The 19,913-nt window shown below is 44.6% G+C and carries 12 protein-coding genes and 1 pseudogene; 8 read left to right on the plus strand and 5 right to left on the minus strand.

The features are described 5' to 3' along the window. The first annotated feature begins 242 nt into the window (after positions 1–242). From ACDE64_RS05775 to ACDE64_RS05795, 5 genes are all read left to right on the plus strand, one after another. The gene (locus tag ACDE64_RS05775) at positions 243–1,412 is read left to right on the plus strand and encodes a small-conductance mechanosensitive channel (protein WP_411349310.1); all 1,170 of its coding nucleotides are present in this window, start codon (positions 243–245) and stop codon (positions 1,410–1,412) included. After that, positions 1,412–6,853, plus strand: coding sequence for a diguanylate cyclase (locus tag ACDE64_RS05780; RefSeq protein WP_411349311.1), 5,442 nt, complete (start codon positions 1,412–1,414; stop codon positions 6,851–6,853). The genes ACDE64_RS05775 and ACDE64_RS05780 overlap by 1 nt, the downstream gene beginning before the upstream one ends. A 256-nt stretch (positions 6,854–7,109) precedes the next feature. Continuing rightward, on the plus strand, positions 7,110–7,391 hold the full coding sequence (groES, locus tag ACDE64_RS05785) for a co-chaperone GroES (RefSeq protein WP_411345538.1): 282 nt from the start codon (positions 7,110–7,112) through the stop codon (positions 7,389–7,391). 128 nt (positions 7,392–7,519) lie between these two features. Continuing rightward, positions 7,520–9,148, plus strand: a complete 1,629-nt coding sequence (gene groL / locus ACDE64_RS05790; protein WP_411345539.1) for a chaperonin GroEL — start codon at positions 7,520–7,522, stop codon at positions 9,146–9,148. A 219-nt stretch (positions 9,149–9,367) separates the two neighbouring features. After that, positions 9,368–10,351: an NERD domain-containing protein gene (locus ACDE64_RS05795; RefSeq protein ID WP_411349312.1), complete on the plus strand. Its 984-nt coding sequence runs from the start codon at positions 9,368–9,370 to the stop codon at positions 10,349–10,351. A 387-nt stretch (positions 10,352–10,738) separates the two neighbouring features. On the opposite strand, the gene ACDE64_RS05800 is transcribed toward ACDE64_RS05795, so the two are convergent. Then, positions 10,739–11,158: a LysM peptidoglycan-binding domain-containing protein gene (locus tag ACDE64_RS05800; RefSeq protein ID WP_411349313.1), complete on the minus strand. Its 420-nt coding sequence runs from the start codon at positions 11,156–11,158 to the stop codon at positions 10,739–10,741. Positions 11,159–11,533: 375 nt separating this feature from the next. After that, entirely contained in the window at positions 11,534–12,307 is a 774-nt protein-coding gene (locus ACDE64_RS05805) for a sporulation protein (RefSeq protein WP_411349314.1), read from the minus strand. Between the two features lie 283 nt (positions 12,308–12,590). Between ACDE64_RS05805 and ACDE64_RS05810 the strand changes: the two genes are divergently transcribed. From ACDE64_RS05810 to ACDE64_RS05820, 3 genes are all read left to right on the plus strand, one after another. After that, the gene (locus ACDE64_RS05810; RefSeq protein ID WP_411349315.1) at positions 12,591–14,273 is read left to right on the plus strand and encodes a methyl-accepting chemotaxis protein; all 1,683 of its coding nucleotides are present in this window, start codon (positions 12,591–12,593) and stop codon (positions 14,271–14,273) included. 98 nt (positions 14,274–14,371) lie between these two features. Then, positions 14,372–14,842 carry a sporulation protein gene (locus tag ACDE64_RS05815; RefSeq protein ID WP_411349316.1) on the plus strand — a complete coding sequence of 157 codons (471 nt, stop codon included), beginning with the start codon at positions 14,372–14,374 and terminating at the stop codon, positions 14,840–14,842. A 59-nt stretch (positions 14,843–14,901) separates the two neighbouring features. Further along, positions 14,902–15,066, plus strand: a complete 165-nt coding sequence (locus ACDE64_RS05820; protein WP_411345544.1) for a hypothetical protein — start codon at positions 14,902–14,904, stop codon at positions 15,064–15,066. 184 nt (positions 15,067–15,250) lie between these two features. Here the strand turns inward: ACDE64_RS05820 and ACDE64_RS05825 are convergent, their stop codons facing one another. The 3 genes and pseudogenes from ACDE64_RS05825 to ACDE64_RS05835 form a co-directional block, all read right to left on the minus strand. Then, complete coding sequence (locus tag ACDE64_RS05825; RefSeq protein WP_411349317.1) at positions 15,251–16,189, minus strand: glycine betaine ABC transporter substrate-binding protein; 939 nt, start codon at positions 16,187–16,189, stop codon at positions 15,251–15,253. Positions 16,190–16,656: 467 nt separating this feature from the next. Next, a pseudogene (locus ACDE64_RS05830) lies at positions 16,657–18,502 on the minus strand (glycine betaine ABC transporter substrate-binding protein). After that, positions 18,495–19,697: a quaternary amine ABC transporter ATP-binding protein gene (locus ACDE64_RS05835; RefSeq protein ID WP_411345547.1), complete on the minus strand. Its 1,203-nt coding sequence runs from the start codon at positions 19,695–19,697 to the stop codon at positions 18,495–18,497. Before ACDE64_RS05835 ends, ACDE64_RS05830 begins: the two are co-directional and overlap by 8 nt. Positions 19,698–19,913: the final 216 nt, after the last annotated feature.

Below are 19,913 nucleotides of genomic sequence, written 5' to 3' on the forward strand. Positions count from 1 at the left end.
TCTTTTTTGTCGAAGGCAGATTATAACTAGTTAATAAGCGACAGTTATAAGGATCGTCACAGCACTCATATTGGTATCTAATCGACAGAGATTCGCAGCTCTGTGTTTTGTAAACATATGCAATGGGAGCACAAGCAGGGAGGGATTGCAGGCTGTACACAACAGCTGTCTTTTGCCGCTTTTTACATAAGCAGGCCGGTCCAAGGTAAGTTCAGCACACAGACAAAAAAGGGGTTAATATTTTGAAGAAAATAAGTATACTGCTCATTACTTTGGCGTTTATTTTTATCCTGCCGTTGATTGGAAGTCTCGCCAAATGGGGAGCGCCTCCGCCGGGATACGGTATATTTCCTGTTCTAACCGAAGTACCGGACCCGCCGTTCAATTTGACATATTTTATCGCTGCCAGTTGTGTAGCTGCTTTTATTTTGATCTTTTTGCTGTTTCCGCGGCTATTCGGTTTCCAAAAGCCCGCCAAACGCAAAGAACCGCGTGAAAAGGCTGGCTTCCCGATCTGGTTTTGGGCTGCATTGCCCGTATTGATTATTTGCTGGGCGATTATGTGGACCCGGGTGAGCATCTTCTGGGGCTTTGAAAAATACACCTTTGTTCCGCTCTGGTGGGCATTCATCTGTATTCTCGACGGTATTGTATACAAGCGCAACAACGGCATTTCGCTGCTGTCCACCAAGCTCTATATGGTACAACTGCTGGCAGTAGTATCCTGCTATAGCTGGTTTGCCTTTGAATACTTGAATTACTTTGTTATGGAAAATTGGTATTACCCTAATAATGAGATTCTCACCAACTTCGGCAACATCTTCTGGTTCTCCCTTTCCTACACGACGGTATTGCCCGCGATTGTGGAATGGTATTTGCTACTGAAAACATTCCCAGCGCTGCGTGATCGCTACAGTAATGGTCCACGCCTGAAGCTGAGCAAGCCTTGGCTAATTTTCTTTTACATTGTCGGCTTGATTTTGTCATTGGCAATGGGGTACTACCCGTTCGAATTGTTCTGGGTTTTGTGGATCGCACTTGTACCGATGTTGTCAGCAGCTATGGGATTGATGAAAATGTGGACACCGTTCACGCCTATTCGTGAAGGTAACTGGTCACCAATGTTGCTGATTGCAATTGCCACAGTTGCTAACGGATTTTTCTGGGAGCTTTGGAATTTTGGTAGTGAATGGTTCAATAAAGGCATTCCGCTGAATCCGAACTTCTGGAAGTATTCCGTTCCTTATCTGGACAAGTTTCACATTTTCTCGGAAATGCCGATTCTCGGTTATTTCGGTTATTTGTTCTTCGGCGTCAACTGCTGGATCCTCTGGTTGACCGCTGCATATATTTTTAAATTTGATCCTAACTTTGAGCTTACTGGCAGACAGGATAAAGTGAGGGAACGCTAATGATATGGAAAGATCACAAGTACAGCGTGATAGAAGAAATCGCTGATCATGGCAGCAAAGCAATCTATCGGTGCGTCGATCATCTTTCCGGACAGCAAGTGATCGCCAAGGTGCTCGGTGCGAAAGCCTCGACCTATGAAGCGATCATGCGTATCAAAAAAGAATACAAATTACTTTCCGAACTCAGCCCGGCGATCTCCGGTGTCGTTCGCCCCATTCAACTGGAAGAACGTAGCGGCTATCTGATTCTGACGATGGAAGATATCTCCGGGCAATCGCTCAAGAGCATTATGCAGCAGCAGCGTCTTGATATGCATACCGTATTGCGCCTTGCCGTGAAGCTGACGGATATTATCGGCGGCATCCATGAACGGCAAATTATCCATAAGGATATTAAACCGGCGAACTTGATCTGGAATCGGGACACTGACCAATTACGACTGATCGACTTCGATCTGTCTGTACGCTGGGGCAATGAGAAGCCGGATTATAGCGCCACTGGTATTATGGAAGGCAGTCTGGCTTACATTTCCCCAGAACAGACAGGGCGGATCAATCGCCATATTGATTATCGTTCCGACTTTTACTCACTTGGTGTGATGCTGTATGAGATGGTTACTGGCACTCGTCCATATCCGTCCCATTCGGCGATGGATCAGATCTATGCAATCATCGCCAAGAAGCCGCTCCCGCCATATGAGCAAACCGATGGTAAAGTGCCGCAGGCATTATCCAACATCATTATGAAGCTATTGGAGAAGTCACCCGAAGATCGCTATCGCAGCGCCTACGGTATCCGTGCCGATCTCAAAAAGTGTCTGGCTTCGCCATCATATAACGAATTCCAGATTGGGCTGGATGATCGGGCAACTTTATTTCGTATTCCACAGCGTCTATATGGTCGTGATGAAGAACTAACCCAAATGGAACAGGCACTGGACAAAAGTATTCACGAACGTGTACAGCTGGTGCTTGTATCCGGTGAGGCGGGCGTTGGTAAGACGGCATTTGTCAACGAATTACAAGCCGCTGCTTCCCGTAAAAAGGGCTATTTTGTCCAAGGGAAATTTGAACAATATAACAAAAATATTCCGTACAGTGCGCTAATCGAAGCATTTCGTGTATTGCTCGGACAATGGATCAATGGACCAGCCAATGAGCGTGCTGATCTACAACACGCACTACAAAGTCATCTTGGCGCAAATGCCGGTTTGATGACTCGTTGGTTGCCAGAGTTGGAGCAATTGATCGGTGCTCATGATGAGCCTGAACCGCTGCAACCACTGGAAGAAAATAACCGATTTTTCCTGTCCTTTTTGCGACTATTGGAAAGTGTGGCTGGGCAGCAAAAGCCAGTCGTGCTGTTTTTGGATGATATCCAGTGGGCAGATTTGTCGAGTGTACAGTTAATTACAAGACTGTTGGAAGCGAAGACACTCAAGCGCATTCTGATCATCGCTTCGTATCGTCATAATGAACTGCACGCCACCCATCCGTTGTCGATTGGTTTGCAACGTATTCAAGATCAGGATTTTATCCATCAGCTGCATCTGGAACCGTTGACAGAGCCATTTGTCCGGCAATTAATCGGTGAGACGGTCGAATTGACACCGCAGCGGCTGCAATGGCTATCACCAGTCATTCATCGTCAAACGGGCGGGAATCCATTTTTCGTCCACGAGATATTAAAAGACCTATATAAGCAAAAGGCGCTTTATTTTGATGCACCAAACGGTGAGTGGACGTACAATGCCGCCCATATTAGCGCCATGACTGCCAACGAGAATCTGATTGATTATTTAATTCAAAAAATGAAAAATCTACCTGCCGAGATTCAATTGATTCTGAGCATCGGTGCTCTGATCGGTCGGAGCTTTGACTGGCAAGTCCTGCAAATGATCGGTCATTCCGAAAAGGAACAGCTGATGCCAGCATTGCTGCGTGCGGTTCAGGAAGATATTTTACTGCCGCTTCATTCCAGTTATCATCTGCTCCATGATGCTTCCTTATCTGAACAAGAGCTGGACGGGCTGGATATCCAATTTGCTTTTCAGCATGATAAGCTTCAGCAGGCGTTGTATCAATTGATCGATCCGCAGCTGCGTCAGCATTTGCATTTACAGTTAGGCTGGTTGCTGCTTGATAAATGGACAGAAGAGAAAATACAGTCGGATATTATGGATATCGCCGGTCATCTCAATCGCGGATTGAAGCTGATCGTACGGGATACCGACCGCGAACAGATTATTGATGTGAACATGCAAGCAGCTCGCCGTGCCAAAAAAGCATTTGGTTACGAAGCAGCTCTCCGTTTTCTTGAGGCGGCGATGGCGCTGTCTGCGGATACGCATTGGAACACGCATTACGAGCGTACGTACGAGCTGTATTTGCTGCATAGCGAATGTTCGTATCTGGTGCAGCAGCCTGAAGCGGCTGACCGCTCCTGTACGGTATTGCTACACAAAGCACATACAGCGTTAGAGCAGGCTGCCATTTACGAGATGCAGTCCAATCATTATATGTATCTCGGACTAATGAAAGAAGCGATTGCCGCTGGACGTGCCGGACTGTCGTGTCTGAATTTTGCCGTTCCAACCCGCTTGAGTATGGCGAATGTTGCCAAAGAATTAGTCACCGTCAAATTCCATTTACGGGGCAAAACGACGCAAGAATTGCTGGATGGACCAGAAGTGGAAGATCAGCGAATCAAGCTGATTATGCGACTGCTAGTTAGCTTTATTCCACCAGCATTTATTTCTGGAGAACAGATGCTGTTTGGCTGGGCAGTATTAAAGAAGACTGCGCTGTCGATCCGCTACGGCAATGCACCGGAATCGGCGGGTGCATATATCGGTTATGCGATGCTGTTGTCTGGCATGGGCGATCTGAAAGGTGCCGAAGCCTATGGCAAACTGGCGGTCGATCTAAATCGCCAATTCGGCGATTTGCAGTGGCGTAGTCTCGTCCATGTGCTGTATAGCCTGTTTTGCTACAGCTGGAGTCATGATTGGGAGACGCTGGAGGAACAATATCGGCGCACGATCGATTACAGCCTGCAATCCGGGGATATGCTGTATCTGGCACACGCCTGCTATTATATGAACCTGTGGAATCCGAATATGGAGATTGAAACGTATTTGCTGGAAAGTGACTCCATGCTGGCGATGATCGAAAATACCAAGTATATGCCTGCACTCGCAACGGCTCGTCTATCACGTCAGAAGTTTCGTCTGCTGGCAGGTGAGCTGGAATCCACTCATTCCTTGGATGATGAACAATTCAGCGAACAAGCGTATCTGGATCAGCTGGAAGCGGCGCAATATTACTCTGGGATTGCTATCTATTACGTTAACCGCCTGCAACTGTCATTCCTATTTGAGCAAAAGGGCAATACGCTACAATTGCTGGAAAAAGCAGATAAAGTCGTCGGTACGCTTGCAGGTTCTGCTTTTGTAGAGGAGTTCACATTCTACACGATGCTCAATCTGGCAGCCGATTATGACGCTATGAATACGAATCAACAGCGCCGTGCACGTATTCGTATGCGCCGTGAGCTGAATAAAATGAAAAAATGGTCTGCTCATCATCCCCATAATTTCCGTGCACAATACGATATGATGCAGGCGGAGTGGCTACGCATTAACCGTCGGTATGCGCAGGCAGAGACGTATTACCATCAAGCATTGCGGCAGAGCGAGCAAGGACATTTTACCCGCTACAAAGCAATTGCAAGTGAGCTGTCCGCGCGCTTTTACTTGCAACGCCAATTACCTGAATTAGGCGCATATTATGTAAAACAAGCGTCCTACTATTATTCGGTCTGGGGCGCAAAGGGCAAAGTATTGGAGATGCGAGCTGCTTACGATGATCTGATGGGGCATATCCAGTGGCTGCCGCTGCATGGCGATCAGACGCTCAGCATTTCGACCGAGAATATCGACATTCATCTGCTACTCAAAGCATCTCAGACGATCTCACGCGAGATCGAGCTGGATCAATTGCTGCACAATATTATGCATATCGTGCTCATCAACGCCGGTGCGCAGCGTGGCTGTATGGTGATGAAGTCGGGACCGGAGCTATGGGCGGAAGGCGAATACAATGAAGTGACAGATCAGATTGAGATTCAGGTGCATCATCATGAACGTCAGAGCGGCGTTGATTTTCCATGGTTGACGCTTGATGAAGTGGCGATTGGACAGGAGACGCTCATTTATAGCGATGCCCGTTCGGTGAACCGTTTATCCGATGTGCGTTATATGGCGAATCATCAGCCCAAGTCGGTGCTGTGTATGCCACTGATCAATCAGGACAAAGTCATCGCCATCATCTATTTGGAAAATAATCTGATGACCGGTGCTTTCACCCGCGAGCGTCTGAATATGGTCAATCTATTGTCCCGTGAAATGGTATACGCGATCGAGAATGCCAGTCTGTATAATGAATTGGAGCATCTCGTTACCAGCCGTACGGAAGAGTTAGCAGTCAAAAACGATCAGCTGATCAAATATTTCAACATCGTCGACAAAAACGTCATTATCGTGCATACCGATTTGTATGGGAATGTAACCAACGTCAGCGAGGAATTTTGCTTGCTGACGGGGTATAGACGCGAAGAGTTGATCGGTAAGCCACATCAATTTTTCAAGCCATTGTCGTATCGCAATGATGGCATCGAGCCATTCGTCATGAATCTGAGCAAGACGTGGGAAGGCGAGCTGATCCAGTTTTGCAAGGATAAGAGCAAGCTATGGCTCGATATCGTCATCGAACCTGAGTTTGATCCATATCAGCTTGTTGGCTACGCCTTTATCGGTCACAATATTACCGACAAGAAGCAGATCGAACGTATCTCCATTACCGATGAGCTGACCGGATTGTACAACCGCCGTTACTTTAATGAAATGATCGGCTACAAGATTGAGTCCATGGCGATCCATCATTCCAGTATCGCCTTCGTACTACTCGATATTGATCATTATAAAAAGTACAATGACACGTACGGTCACTATGAAGGGGATAATGTATTACGTCGCATTGGAGCTACACTGTTGGAGCAAACCGTGTCTCAGGGCAGAGCCTTCCGTCTGGGTGGCGAGGAATTTGCCATTTTGTATGCAGGGTTGCCACTGGAGGAAGCGTACGCACAGGCAGAGCAGATTCGTCGCAGCATTGAAGACCTGAACATCGCACATGCTCAAAATGCCGCCAGCCCCTATGTAACGGTATCGATCGGCATCGGCTTTGTAGAGCAGGTAACGATGGAATTGTCCGAAGAAATGCTATATCGACTCGCAGACGATGCGTTGTATCGAGCGAAGGACAATTATCGTAACTGTGTTATGCTGAACACGCATGAATGGTTCGAAACGGCAGCAGCTCCTGCTGGTAGCGCTTCGGCGCGAACGAATGTAGCTGAATCTGATCACGAAGTCAAATGAGTACATCCATAAGACATGAAATAAAAAAAGACCATTGCGTATAGCATCTTTCTACTGTGGTAGAGTAGCTATTATCGCAATGGTCTTGCATTATTTTTGCGCGTCTGGATTGAATTTTACACAAAGGGACTTGAAATCGTCGCTCAAGTTGAGTATCATAAAGTTGGTTGTTAGCACTACACGCTGTTGAGTGCTAATACATAGGTACATCGTTACCTGCTATAACGAATCATTCAAATTAAGGAGGCTATTTTTCATGATCAAACCTTTAGGTGAACGTGTATTGGTAGAAGCGAGTCAACAGGAAGAAACGACTTCATTCGGTATCGTGCTTCCAGATTCCGCTAAGGAAAAGCCACAGGAAGGCACAATCATTGCTGTAGGCAGTGGTCTGCTGAAAGACGGCGTGCGCACTCCGCTGGAAGTAAAAGAAGGCGACCGCGTACTGTTCTCCAAATATGCCGGTACAGAAATCAAGTTCGAAGGTAAAGAATATCTGATTATGAAAGAAAGCGATATTCACGCAATTATCGGCTAATCCCGTTACGTTGCACATAGATGGTTCAAGCCGTTGCTTGAATCCGGCTCGTTACTCACGCAAAATATCCATGTCTCATCATAAGATTGAACCCTATTTTTCCATCATACTGAGGAGGTACTGTTCAAATGGCTAAAGACATTAAATTCAGTGAAGACGCTCGTCGCTCCATGCTTCGTGGTGTGGATGCCCTGGCAGATGCAGTAAAAGTAACACTCGGTCCAAAAGGTCGCAACGTGGTTCTGGAGAAAAAATTCGGTAGCCCGCTGATCACGAATGATGGTGTAACCATCGCCAAAGAAATCGAACTGGACGACGCATTCGAGAACATGGGTGCGCAACTGGTCAAAGAAGTAGCAACCAAAACAAACGATGTTGCTGGTGACGGTACAACAACTGCAACCGTTCTGGCTCAAGCGATGATTCGCGAAGGTCTGAAAAACGTAACAGCTGGTGCGAACCCAATGGTAATCCGCAAAGGGATCGACAAAGCCGTTCGTGCAGCAGTTGAAGAACTGAAAAGCATTTCTCGTCACGTTGAAGACAAACAATCCATCGCACAAGTAGCGGCAATCTCCGCTGCCGATGATGAAGTTGGTCAACTGATTGCTGAAGCGATGGAAAAAGTCGGCAACGACGGCGTTATCACCGTAGAAGAATCCCGTGGATTTGCAACCGAACTGGAAGTTGTAGAAGGTATGCAATTTGACCGTGGTTATATCTCTCCATACATGATCACCGATACGGATAAAATGGAAGCCGTTCTGGACAACCCATACATTCTGATCACTGACAAAAAAATCAGCAATACGCAAGAAATCTTGCCGTTGCTGGAAAAAGTCGTACAACAAAGCAAACCACTCGTGCTGATCGCTGAAGACATCGAAGGCGAAGCACTGGCTATGCTCGTTGTGAACAAACTGCGCGGTACATTCAACGCAGTAGCAGTGAAAGCTCCTGGCTTTGGTGACCGTCGTAAAGCGATGCTGCAAGATATCGCTGCACTGACAGGTGGTCAAGTGATCACGGAAGAACTCGGTCTGGATCTGAAATCTGCATCCATCGACCAACTGGGTACTGCACGTCAAGTGCGCGTAACCAAAGAAAACACAATCGTTGTAGACGGTGCTGGCGACAAAGCCGACATCGATGCACGTATTAGCCAAATCCGTTCGCAACTGGAAGAAACAACTTCCGAGTTCGACAAAGAGAAACTGCAAGAGCGTCTGGCGAAACTTGCTGGCGGCGTAGCAGTAATCAAAGTCGGTGCTGCAACCGAAACCGAACTGAAAGAGCGCAAACTGCGCATCGAAGACGCCCTGAACGCAACTCGCGCTGCGGTTGAAGAAGGTATCGTATCCGGTGGTGGTACTGCCCTCGTGAACGTATATAACGCGGTATCTGCTGTGAATGTAGAAGGCGACGAGAAAACAGGCGTAAACATCGTCCTGCGCGCTCTGGAAGAGCCAATTCGCACAATTGCAGCGAACGCTGGTCAAGAAGGTTCCGTAATCGTGGAACGTCTGAAAAAAGAAGAAGTAGGCATTGGTTACAACGCCGCTTCCGGCGAGTGGGTAAACATGTTTGAAGCAGGTATCGTTGACCCTGCCAAAGTAACACGCTCCGCTCTGCAAAACGCAGCATCCGTAGCAGCAATGTTCCTGACTACTGAAGCTGTCATCGCTGACAAACCAGAACCAGCAGGCGCTGCGGCTCCTGACATGGGTGGTATGGGCGGAATGGGTGGCATGATGTAATGAAAGGATTCTCTTGAATCCTTTCGGCATCACCGCTCCAACCTCTGCAATTGCAAAAAGACTCTCCTGAATCATCAGGAGAGTCTTTTTTGTGCTTCTTTAAATATATTGTACATAGTAGTAGTATGAAATTGAAAAATATATGGTATAATTTTACTACCTATTTTTATAAAATCCTACTAAAAGACTAATAAATACCAAGATTAAGGAGAGTAAAATATGTCCATATTAAAAAAAATATTTAGTCAAAAGCGAACAATTCAAAGTCCGACATTCACTAAAGAATTTTCTAAAGAAAATCAACAATTACTTGCTCTTAACGAATTATTAAATAAAGTGACTGAAGGGGAAAAGAAGGATAAAATTGAGAAGGATATAAAGCTCCTTAAATATGGGATTGATGGTGAGAATAATGTTTATTTTGAATTGAAAAATTCGTTTATACCTATGTTGTGTTTACATGATGTAAGAGTGAGTTATGAGGATTACATAGCTCAACTTGACTTTGTTATAATTTCAAATAAGTTCATTTGTATTTTAGAAACAAAAAAATTAAGCGGCAATATTTCAATTGATAATGAGGGCAACTTTACAAGAATAATGAGAAATCGTTTAGGAAAGGAATATAAAGAAGGTATTTATAGTCCAATAACTCAAAATAGAAGACATGTTGACATACTTAAACATATATTGTCAAAAGAACTGAAAATTAACGATATGCCTATCTTATCGCTTGTGGTTATGGCCAATCCAAAAACCATCATTCATAAATATAAATATTCCTCAGAGATTGATACTATGATAATAAAATGTGATCAAATAAAATCTACGCTTGAGAAATATCATAACGATAAAATCAATTCTTTTAATCTTGCTGAAAAGCATATGGTCAATATTTCTAATTTACTTCTTAAATTAAATACTCCAATTGATATGAATTTAAATGCTAAGTATCAACTACTAAAGGAAGAATATAAAAAGAAAGATGAACAGCAATTGCGAGAAGAGTTAAAAAAATATCGACTTCAAACTTCGAGATCAGAAAAAATTAAAGCCTATATAATTTTCAATAATGCTGAAATTGAAGATATGATCGAAAAATATCCTCGAACAGAAGAAGAGTTGTTAAAAGTTAAAGGATTTGGTAAATCCAAATTAGAAAAGTACGGAAATGCAATTTTGGATATTTTTAATAAAGTATAGTAATGACAGAAATTATTTTAAAATATAAAGTGCATAATAAAACAAGAAGTTAAATGATGAATGGAATATAGAAAATTCTTTCTAGTTGCGATCGAATAATATGAGATTATCTTATCTATTGTTCTACTTATTTTGAATCCTTATATGCATACAAAAAAGCTGACACTCAGGGGAGGGTGTCAGCTTTTTATGGTGTCCGGCAGGCATTTGGCAGATGCTTGCCGGAATCTATAGCTTGGCCGATTTTGAAAGGGGGAACTTTCCAATCGTGTATGGGTATAGCTTGAATGTCGAATATTACAGTTGGATTTCGTTGTTCAGTTTGATGGGGGCAAGCTGAACGATCTATTTCATGGATGAGATGGGTTTTGTTCCGTTCAAATATTCTTATTTTTGCGGGATAGTCAGTTGAGTTCCAGCAGGCAGCAGGTTGTTGGCAGCAACCAGTTCGTCTACAGTGATACCGTATTGAGCAGCGATTTCAGTAAGGCTGGCACCTTGTGGAACGACAACAGTGACGTTGTTGGATGTTTCAGTTGAAGTAGCTGGTGTTGTTGTAGCAGGTTGTTCAGCAGGAGTTGTTTCTTCTTCTGTACCGAACAGACGATTGAATTCAGCAGTTTGTGCAGCCAGGAATGCAGCGTTATCTGCGCGTTGCTCTTCTTTGTCTTTGCGTTTGTCAGCATTGGATTGATCGCTTGTTGCAGCGTAAGCGTGACTGCCTCCGATTGGAGCGGCTACAGCGATGGCACCCAGACTTGCAGCTAAAGTGGCGGACAACAGGATTTTGTTAAATTTTGAACTCATGATAATATCTCCTCTTTTGTTTATATTTATTAAGTATTCATCTTGTTAGTAATGTCTTGGTGTTCCCTTATGAATACATAATACCATAGAATAAAGATGATTGCAATACTAAATAAAAGGTAAATTAATAAAAAGTATAACTACATATTTTGAGAGTAACGTATTCTGAAACTACATGAACCCTTCACCAGTCTGCAATAACAAGATAGTCAATCTCAAAACAGAACGCAGACTCTCAATGGGATCCATTACGAAAGGCTGCGTCTGTTGTATAAGATGAAAGCTATAGTTCTAGCATATACCTGGAATGTGTCGACAATATGTCGTAAGTGAAACTTTTTTCAATCTTGATGATTACGACTAGATTGGATACGATCAGCTATTTTGATCGATCAGATACTCCAAACGATCTGCGACATGATGTGCACCGCGGTTCAACTCGGCAGCACTCAGATCAAGCCACGCCTGACGCTCATCCATATCGAATGCACTTGCGAAAAATCCACCTAATCCGCGACCACGACGATCTACTTCTACTAGTACCTGCAATCCGTCACTACGGAATGCCATCATCAATTCCAGCTCCGTAATCTGCCCTTTAAAATCTGGTCCCGGGTAAAATTCAATCTCCTGTACGTATGGAACACCGAACGGCGCGCGGGAGGCGTATTCTACACTGGACGCTTTGAAGCGAAAGCCAAGCAGCTCGGTTGCTTCCAATACGATATCCATATAAGGATGCGGTCTAACCACGATATAATCCTGATCGGTCGGGTCCATGCTCATCTCGATATCCAGTCCGGTATGCAGCCACACTTTCTGATTGCCTAGCGTGAGTGGCGTTTGCGGAGGCAGAATAAAGGAAAAAGGGACTTCTGTTTTCTGATTACTTTTTACAACCGTACGTTCGGAAACTCTGTGTTTGGCGATGGTGTAATTGACATGATGCTTTTTATCGTCTTCTTCGCGGATATACTGAGTCATCACTTCGATATAGATGTTACCGACTTCCTGATCCACGTTACCGCCCTGAATGTATACCACACCGCGGATTTCACTATTCGGATAATATTCGCGCTGCTCCACCACCGTATCGATTTTGGCAGCACCGACACCAACGCGTGCAAGCATTTTGTTAAAGAATGACATAGACATTTCTCCTTTAAGAATAAATAGTAAGTATGCAATTCTGCCTGTCTATATATAGCAGGCTCATTAGTTATGGGGATATACGCAGCAAGTTATATAAACGTTTCTAAAAAATCGAAAATTGTCGTTATTTCGTCTATACCGATTGAGTAAAGTGATGTATATGCCGAAAATTTGAAAATAAACCCAAATCTATTTAATACTGGTGTGAAAAACCGATATAGCTAAAGAGATGATTGGAACCTTTATACGTACACTGACCATTACCAGGGGGAGTTTATGAATGAACATTAAAATGAAGCTATACGGCGTATTTACGATTATGATTCTCATTGTACTGATTGTTGCTGGAATCAGTGGATATGCAACTCGTTATATGAATACGAGTTATGAGAATCTGCTCAACGGCAGGGTAGAGAACATTATGGGAATCAAAGATTTAAAATATATGGCTGCGGATGAGACCAAATACATGCGTGGTTATTTGTTAACTGGTCGACAGGATCAATTGGATTATTTGAATAAAGCCAAAACCGATATGGCTGCCGAATTGGTAACTTTGCGTACAGTGCTGGCGGATAGCAATCCACAGTTACTTGAGGAATTTGCTACTTTACAAACCGAATATGGAAAATTAACCGATCAGCTGATTGTATTGAAACAGGCAGGTGATCAAGCAGCTTACACTCAGATTGTATCGACGCAGTGTGTACCGATGGCACAGAAGCTGGCAGAAAAAGCACAGCAAATGGAAGACTATGAGCGTCAACAGCTGGATATAGCCAAAGCTGCCAATGCCGCTGTCGTAACTCATGTACTCTGGACAATGGTTATCGCGGTCATCGTTGCGGTATTGATCGGGCTGGCGATTGCAGGGCTGGTTGTGCGTATGTTCTCCAAACCAATTAAAATGGTCGCTGACTCTGCTCGTGAAATTGCGGATGGCAATCTGACCATTCCAGACATTCATCTGAAGTCGCGCGATGAGCTGCACCAGATGGCAGAATCATTTAACCTGATGAAGAATAAACTGCGTGATTTGATGAAAGTCATTTCGATCAGCTCCGAACAAATGGCATCCGCATCCGAGCAATTGTATGCTAACGCCGAAGAAGGTATGAGTGTAGCAGAAACGACTGCCAAAATGGTCAACGAAATTTCCGACTCTGCCGAATTACAGAAAACACAGGTGAATATGAACAATGATCGTCTGGAGCAAGGCGCATCCAGTATCTCGCATATCGTCGATGCTACATCGCAGGTATCGCGTTCCTCTGAGCGTGTATTGAATGAAGTCGATCAAGGCAACCACAATGTGCAGCATACCATTTCGCAGATGAGTGTCATCGATGGAACCGTACAGGAAACTGCCAACTCCCTGTATAAATTGGCAGAGCATTCACAGGAGATTGCTGCGATTGTACAGGTCATTCGTGATATTGCTAGTCAAACAAATCTGCTGTCACTCAATGCGTCGATTGAAGCGGCGCGTGCAGGCGAGCATGGTCAGGGCTTTGCAGTCGTTGCCAGCGAAGTGAAAAAGTTGTCCGATTATTCCAGTCAGTCTGCTGGTCAGATTACGACCAAGATCGAAGATATGATTCAAAATATGGCGTATACTGTATCCAAAATGGAAGAAGGCGCCCGTCAAGTACAGAGCGGTACGGAAGCTGTACAGCAAATGGGGCAAATTTTCAATACTGTTCAGGATACGATTCGTCTGGTCACCTCACAGGTGGAAGAAGCATTCCGTTCTTCCGATGAATTGGCTAATGCGTCCAAGCATATTATGGCAGCAGAGAACAATATCGCAGGCATGTCGGAAAGCATCACATCCCGTTCGGTCAACGCTGCGAATGCATCCAATCAACAGGTAGAAATGATGCGCGAAATCTCCACGGCTGCGGATTCGCTCAGTCAATTGTCGATCGAGTTGCAAGAGGAAGTACAGCGTTTCAAAATTTGACCTAAACGTATGTTCCCATGACATGCAATCCCGTTTATACTGATACAGTACCGTTATATCATCGGACGGTAGTTATCAAGCAGGAGGAATTGTATGTTATGTCATCGAAGAAAAAGTGGGCGCTGTTAACCGCCGTTGTTGTTGCGATTGTCATGTATCTGATTACTGGTAAGCTGGATTTATCTCATGTAACGGATCAGCTGCAATCATCATCAGGTACGACGAGCACCCGGCAGAGCGGTCAGGCGGATTACACGCTACAGTTTCCTGCTGACCGTTACCCGAAGACCGCTGCGCATATTCGTGATGCAATCGCTGCTGGTGAATCGGCAATCTGTACGATTGATCGTTCCGGTGCAGACGCCAATCGCAAGCAATCGCTTAAAGGAACACCAACCCGCAAAGGGTATGATCGGGACGAGTGGCCGATGGCGATGTGTAGTGAAGGCGGAGCCGGTGCGGATATACGATATGTCACACCATCGGACAATCGAGGCGCCGGATCATGGATTAGTAACCAATTAGACAATTATCCAGATGGCACCCGCGTATTATTTGAGGTAAAATAATGGGAGAATGGGTAAAAACCTAGTAGTGTATATTTGCAAATGTTGAAGGAGGACGTAACGTGGAAGCGGCGATGACGGCTCTGTTGCCTTTATTTATGGAATTTAATGCACATACCCCTTATATCCTGCTGTATGCAGTGATGATTGTAGCGGCATGTATTGCATTCGGTCTGTGGATCAGAAAGCTGAACAAACATCAGGACGATTCGGATAGCGGTCTGTAAAAGATACGCAATCGCAACGTCTGCTGGTACTGTATAGCGATGCTGTACTCTTAATGTACGAATCAAAATGCAGCTAAACTATGGTATACCAGCAAATGAAAAAGGTGCATTTCCCTTTATACTAAGGGGAATGCACCTTTTTTGTATTTCATGCTTCTACAGGCATAGCCATCAATTACATAATTTAAGAACCGGAAGAGGAAGTAGCCAGATCCTCAATCGAATCGATATTCATATAAGCAGGAACAACCAGTCCAATACGTACGCCTTTCATATTTGGACCGAGATCATCCAATTTGGCTTTGTACTGCTTCCAGTACTCAACATGTGTCGTTGGCAGCCAGGCAGCCACGATCGCATCCGTATCGCCATTAGCCAGACCTACATACATCGGGCCAACTTCGACCTGCATCATACTCACATTGTACCCAAGTTTTTCTTTTAAAATATAGGCGATCAGATTTGTACTTACGATCTCGGAATCCCATGCCGGGTAGCTTAGTTTGATCGTTTTACCGCTGACTGGTTTGATGCCATCTGTCCATTCCTTGATACGATCAGGATGGGCATCTGCCCATTGTTTCACAGCATCGGCAGGATCAGCACCATCTTGAACAGTAACCATAATCTCCTGCATTTCCTCTGATGTCCAGAAGAAACGATCTAAAAAAGCATAGGCAGAAGGTTCATCTTGTTTGAGATTTTTGCGAGTTACGGTATGAATCTCTTCACCGCTACCAAATATGTTTTTGGGATCATCAAGATATTTTAGATCGTACTTGTTAAACATCCAGTGCGGAGTCCAACCCGTAACAACAATCGGTTGTTGGGTGTTAATTGCACGTTCTAGCGCAGCAGGCATAGCGGCAGAGGAACTGGATAACAGAGACCAATCGCTCAATCCATATTGTTCCATCGCTTTCCGTGTGGTCTGCATCTGTCCAGCAGCAGGTTCTACACCAGTAATCTGGTAGTTCAGCTGTTCACCAATTGGTTCTGAAGCTGAAGATTTGCTAGAACCGGGTAAGCTTGGAAACGGCTGGCGTTCTGGATTACAGGCAGTTAATAGGATCAACATCAATACGATACAACCAAACATCATTCTTTTTCTGTACTTCATCATGTGCGCACATCGCTCCTTTGAGTGTGTGGAATAGAATAGGTATATTTAAAACAAAAAGCAGCTTGTATCAAGCTGCTTTTTGTTTTTTATTTGTTGTTTCGTGTATTCATTCAATTAGGTGCACATATTCATCGAAGATAGGTAGGGCATCATAGTATTCCTATTCATTTGCTTGCTTATAAGAGGAAGGAAATGAATAAAGAATGAACAGGGATTACTTTTGTTGGTCAGTTCTTTTTCTGTACTTCATCATGTGCGCACATCGCTCCTTTGAGTGTGTGGAATAGAATAGGTATATTTAAAACAAAAAGCAGCTTGTATCAAGCTGCTTTTTGTTTTTTATTTGTTGTTTCGTGTATTCATTCAATTAGGTGCACATATTCATCGAAGATAGGTAGGGCATCATAGTATTCCTATTCATTTGCTTGCTTATAAGAGGAAGGAAATGAATAAAGAATGAACAGGGATTACTTTTGTTGGTCAGCCAGATCTTCGATCGAATTTACATTCATATACGATGGAACAACTAGACCGACTTTGACACCTGTCATACTTGGACCAAGATCATCCAATTTGGCTTTGTATTTTTCCCAGTAGTCGGCGTGAGTCAGTGGCAACCATGCTGCCAGTGTTGCATCAGCATCACCGTTGGCTACACCGGTAAACATTGGACCAGCTTCAACTTGCAATGCAGTAACTTTGTAGCCCAGTTTGTTTTCCAAAATGTATTTGGCAAGGTTGGTGCTGGCAATTTCAGAATCCCATGCTACATAACTTAGGGTCAGTGATTTGCCGCTTACTTTGCTCAAGCCTTTTGTCCATTCGTTTACTTTATCAGCATGTTTGTCTGCCCAATCTTTGGCAGCTTGTGCTGGATCAGCGCCATCTTGAATGGCAACCATGATTTCGCCCATTTCGTCCGAAGTCCAGGAGAAACGATCTAGGAATTGATATGCTGTAGGCTCGTCCTGTTTTAGACCTTTACGAGCGATGGTGTGAATTTCTTCAGCATCACCGTATGATTTTTTGGGATCTTCAAGGTATTTCAGATCATATTTGCTGAACATCCAGTGTGGAGTCCAACCAGTGATGATCACAGGCTGTTGATCACGGATTGCTTTTGCCAGTGTAGCGGTCATGGCGGCACTGGAACCTTCGACCAGTGTCCAGTCGCTCAGACCGTAGTCTTCAATTGCTTTGTGTGTAGCTTTCATAATACCAGCACCGGCATCAATACCGATGATCTGATGATTCACTTGCTCGCCTATAGGGGCAGAAGTATCAGCGGCAGCGCCACTGTTAGGAAAGCTCGGAAACGGCTGGCGGTTTGGATTGCATGCGGAAATGATCATAATGAGCACGATGCAACCTGCCAGAATCCAATTTCTATGTTTTCTCATGAGTTCATGTCGCTCCTTAATCTAAAATTGTTTATTAACGCGGAAAAATGGACAGGCAAAAGGGAAAGCGGCTGAATTAAGCCGCTTTTCTGCGTTTACCATTAAAGAAGCTTTGGGACAGACGGTCAAGTACAATCGCCAGTACGACAACAGCTAGACCGGCTTCAAACCCTTCACCAATTTTGAGCTGACCTACTGCACGATATACAACCGCACCGATACCTTGTGCACCGATCATGGACGCGATAACAACCATAGACAGTGACAGCATGATTGTTTGGTTGATCCCTGCCATAACGGATGGCAGAGCAAGTGGAAGTTGTACTTTAAACAGCTTTTGTCCGCCAGTGGAACCGAAAGCGTCAGCAGCTTCGACCAGTTCTTCGGATACTTGTGTAATACCGAGGTGAGTCAAACGAATGGTTGGTGGCAGGGCAAAGATGACCGATGCGACAACACCCGGTACCACACCAAGGCTGAAGAACGTAACGGCTGGCAGCAAATATACGAATGCAGGCATTGTCTGCATAAAGTCGAGTACAGGCGTAATGATGCGTGCAGCAATTTTACTAGATGCACACCAAATACCGAGTGGTACACCGATAACAATTGAGATCAGAGCCGATGTAACGACAAGACCGAGCGTATTCATTGTTTCTGTCCAGTAGCCAAGATTATAGATCAACAGGAAGCCCAGCGCGGAAAAGAGCGCCATTGACCATCGTCCTGCCATATAACCAAGAATAGCAACAATCGCTACGAACAGGAACGGATGCGGTAGCATGAACAACCAAGTGAAGATGTCCACCACATACGTAATAATATTGGAAATTCCGCGGAATAGGGAAGCCCAGTGGATACTGAGCCATTCCACAATTACATCAATCCAGTTTGCAATAGGAATCTTAGGCATTTAAAGCAACCTCCTCGTTCTGAACTTCTCCAGCCAGTGCACCCAGCAGTGCGCCACGTACGATTACACCTGTCAGGCGTTCTCTTTCGTCGACGACAGCAACCGGCAATTTGGCCGTACTTACCATTTCGAATAGATCGTTCAGCATGCGTTCAGGCTCTACATACGGAACGTCTTTGATCAGGATATCTTCAAGCTTCTGTTGTTGACGAACAGCAGTAGCTGCATCTTCGGCTGTAATAATACCAAGCATTTTCTTGGAGCGGTCAATGACAAACAGATTGGAAATCCCGCGTTCGCGCATCAGTTCCAGCGCAACACGAGGTCCGCGATCCAGTGTGATCGTTTCCGGTCTGCGCATAACATGTGCCGCAGTCAGTACTTTGGACAGATCGACATCTTCTACGAAGCGTTCTACATAAGAGTTCGCTGGTTGGATCATGATCTCTTCCGGTGTACCGATTTGCACGACAGCGCCGTCTTTCATCAGGGCGATGCGGTCACCGATACGAAGTGCTTCGTCCAGATCATGCGTGATGAAGATGATCGTTTTTTTCATTTTATCTTGCAGTTCCAACAACTCATCCTGCATATCGCGACGAATCAGTGGATCGAGTGCGCTGAACGCTTCATCCATCAGCAGTACTTCAGGATCGTTGGCAAGTGCACGCGCTAGACCGACACGCTGCTGCATACCACCACTCAGCTCATCTGGCATTTTCTCGCCCCAGCCTTTGAGACCGACGAGTTCCAGTGAAGTCAGTGCTTTCTCACGACGCTGAGCTTTTGGTACTTTTTGTACTTCCAGACCGTATTCAACGTTGTCCAGTACAGTACGGTGTGGGAACAGTGCGAATTTTTGGAATACCATACTGATTGTTTTACGACGTACAGTACGCAGTTGTTCTTTGTTCATTTTGCGAAGGTCTTTGCCGTTAACGAGAATCTCTCCGGAAGTTGGCTCGATTAAACGGTTGAACATACGCACGAGAGTGGACTTACCACTACCGGACAGACCCATGATTACGAAGATTTCACCTTCGTTAATCTCCATATTGACACGGTTGACACCGACGGTGGTCTGCTTTTCTTTCGCCATTTTTTCTTTGGTCCAGCCTTGCTCCAACAGTTTTGCACCCTGTTCTGCATGTGGTCCAAACAGCTTACTGACATTTTTGATTTCCAGAATAGACATTACATCGTCACCCCTTATATATAGTAGGAAAAGAATGGTCATGCATATTGCACGAGTTAGCCGAAGTTTGTGTATCACCTGCGAAGCGTCAAAACGTCCGGCAACGGATTGAAATTGGAATTTGCTTACTCGGTCACTTATTCAACAGTAATCTACTTAACCAATTTGACGCGAATGAAAACAAGAATATTTTTCATTCCAGTGATATGATTTTCA

This window comes from Paenibacillus sp. WLX2291, assembly GCF_046603665.1.
Taxonomy (GTDB): Bacteria; Bacillota; Bacilli; order Paenibacillales; family Paenibacillaceae; genus Saccharibacillus.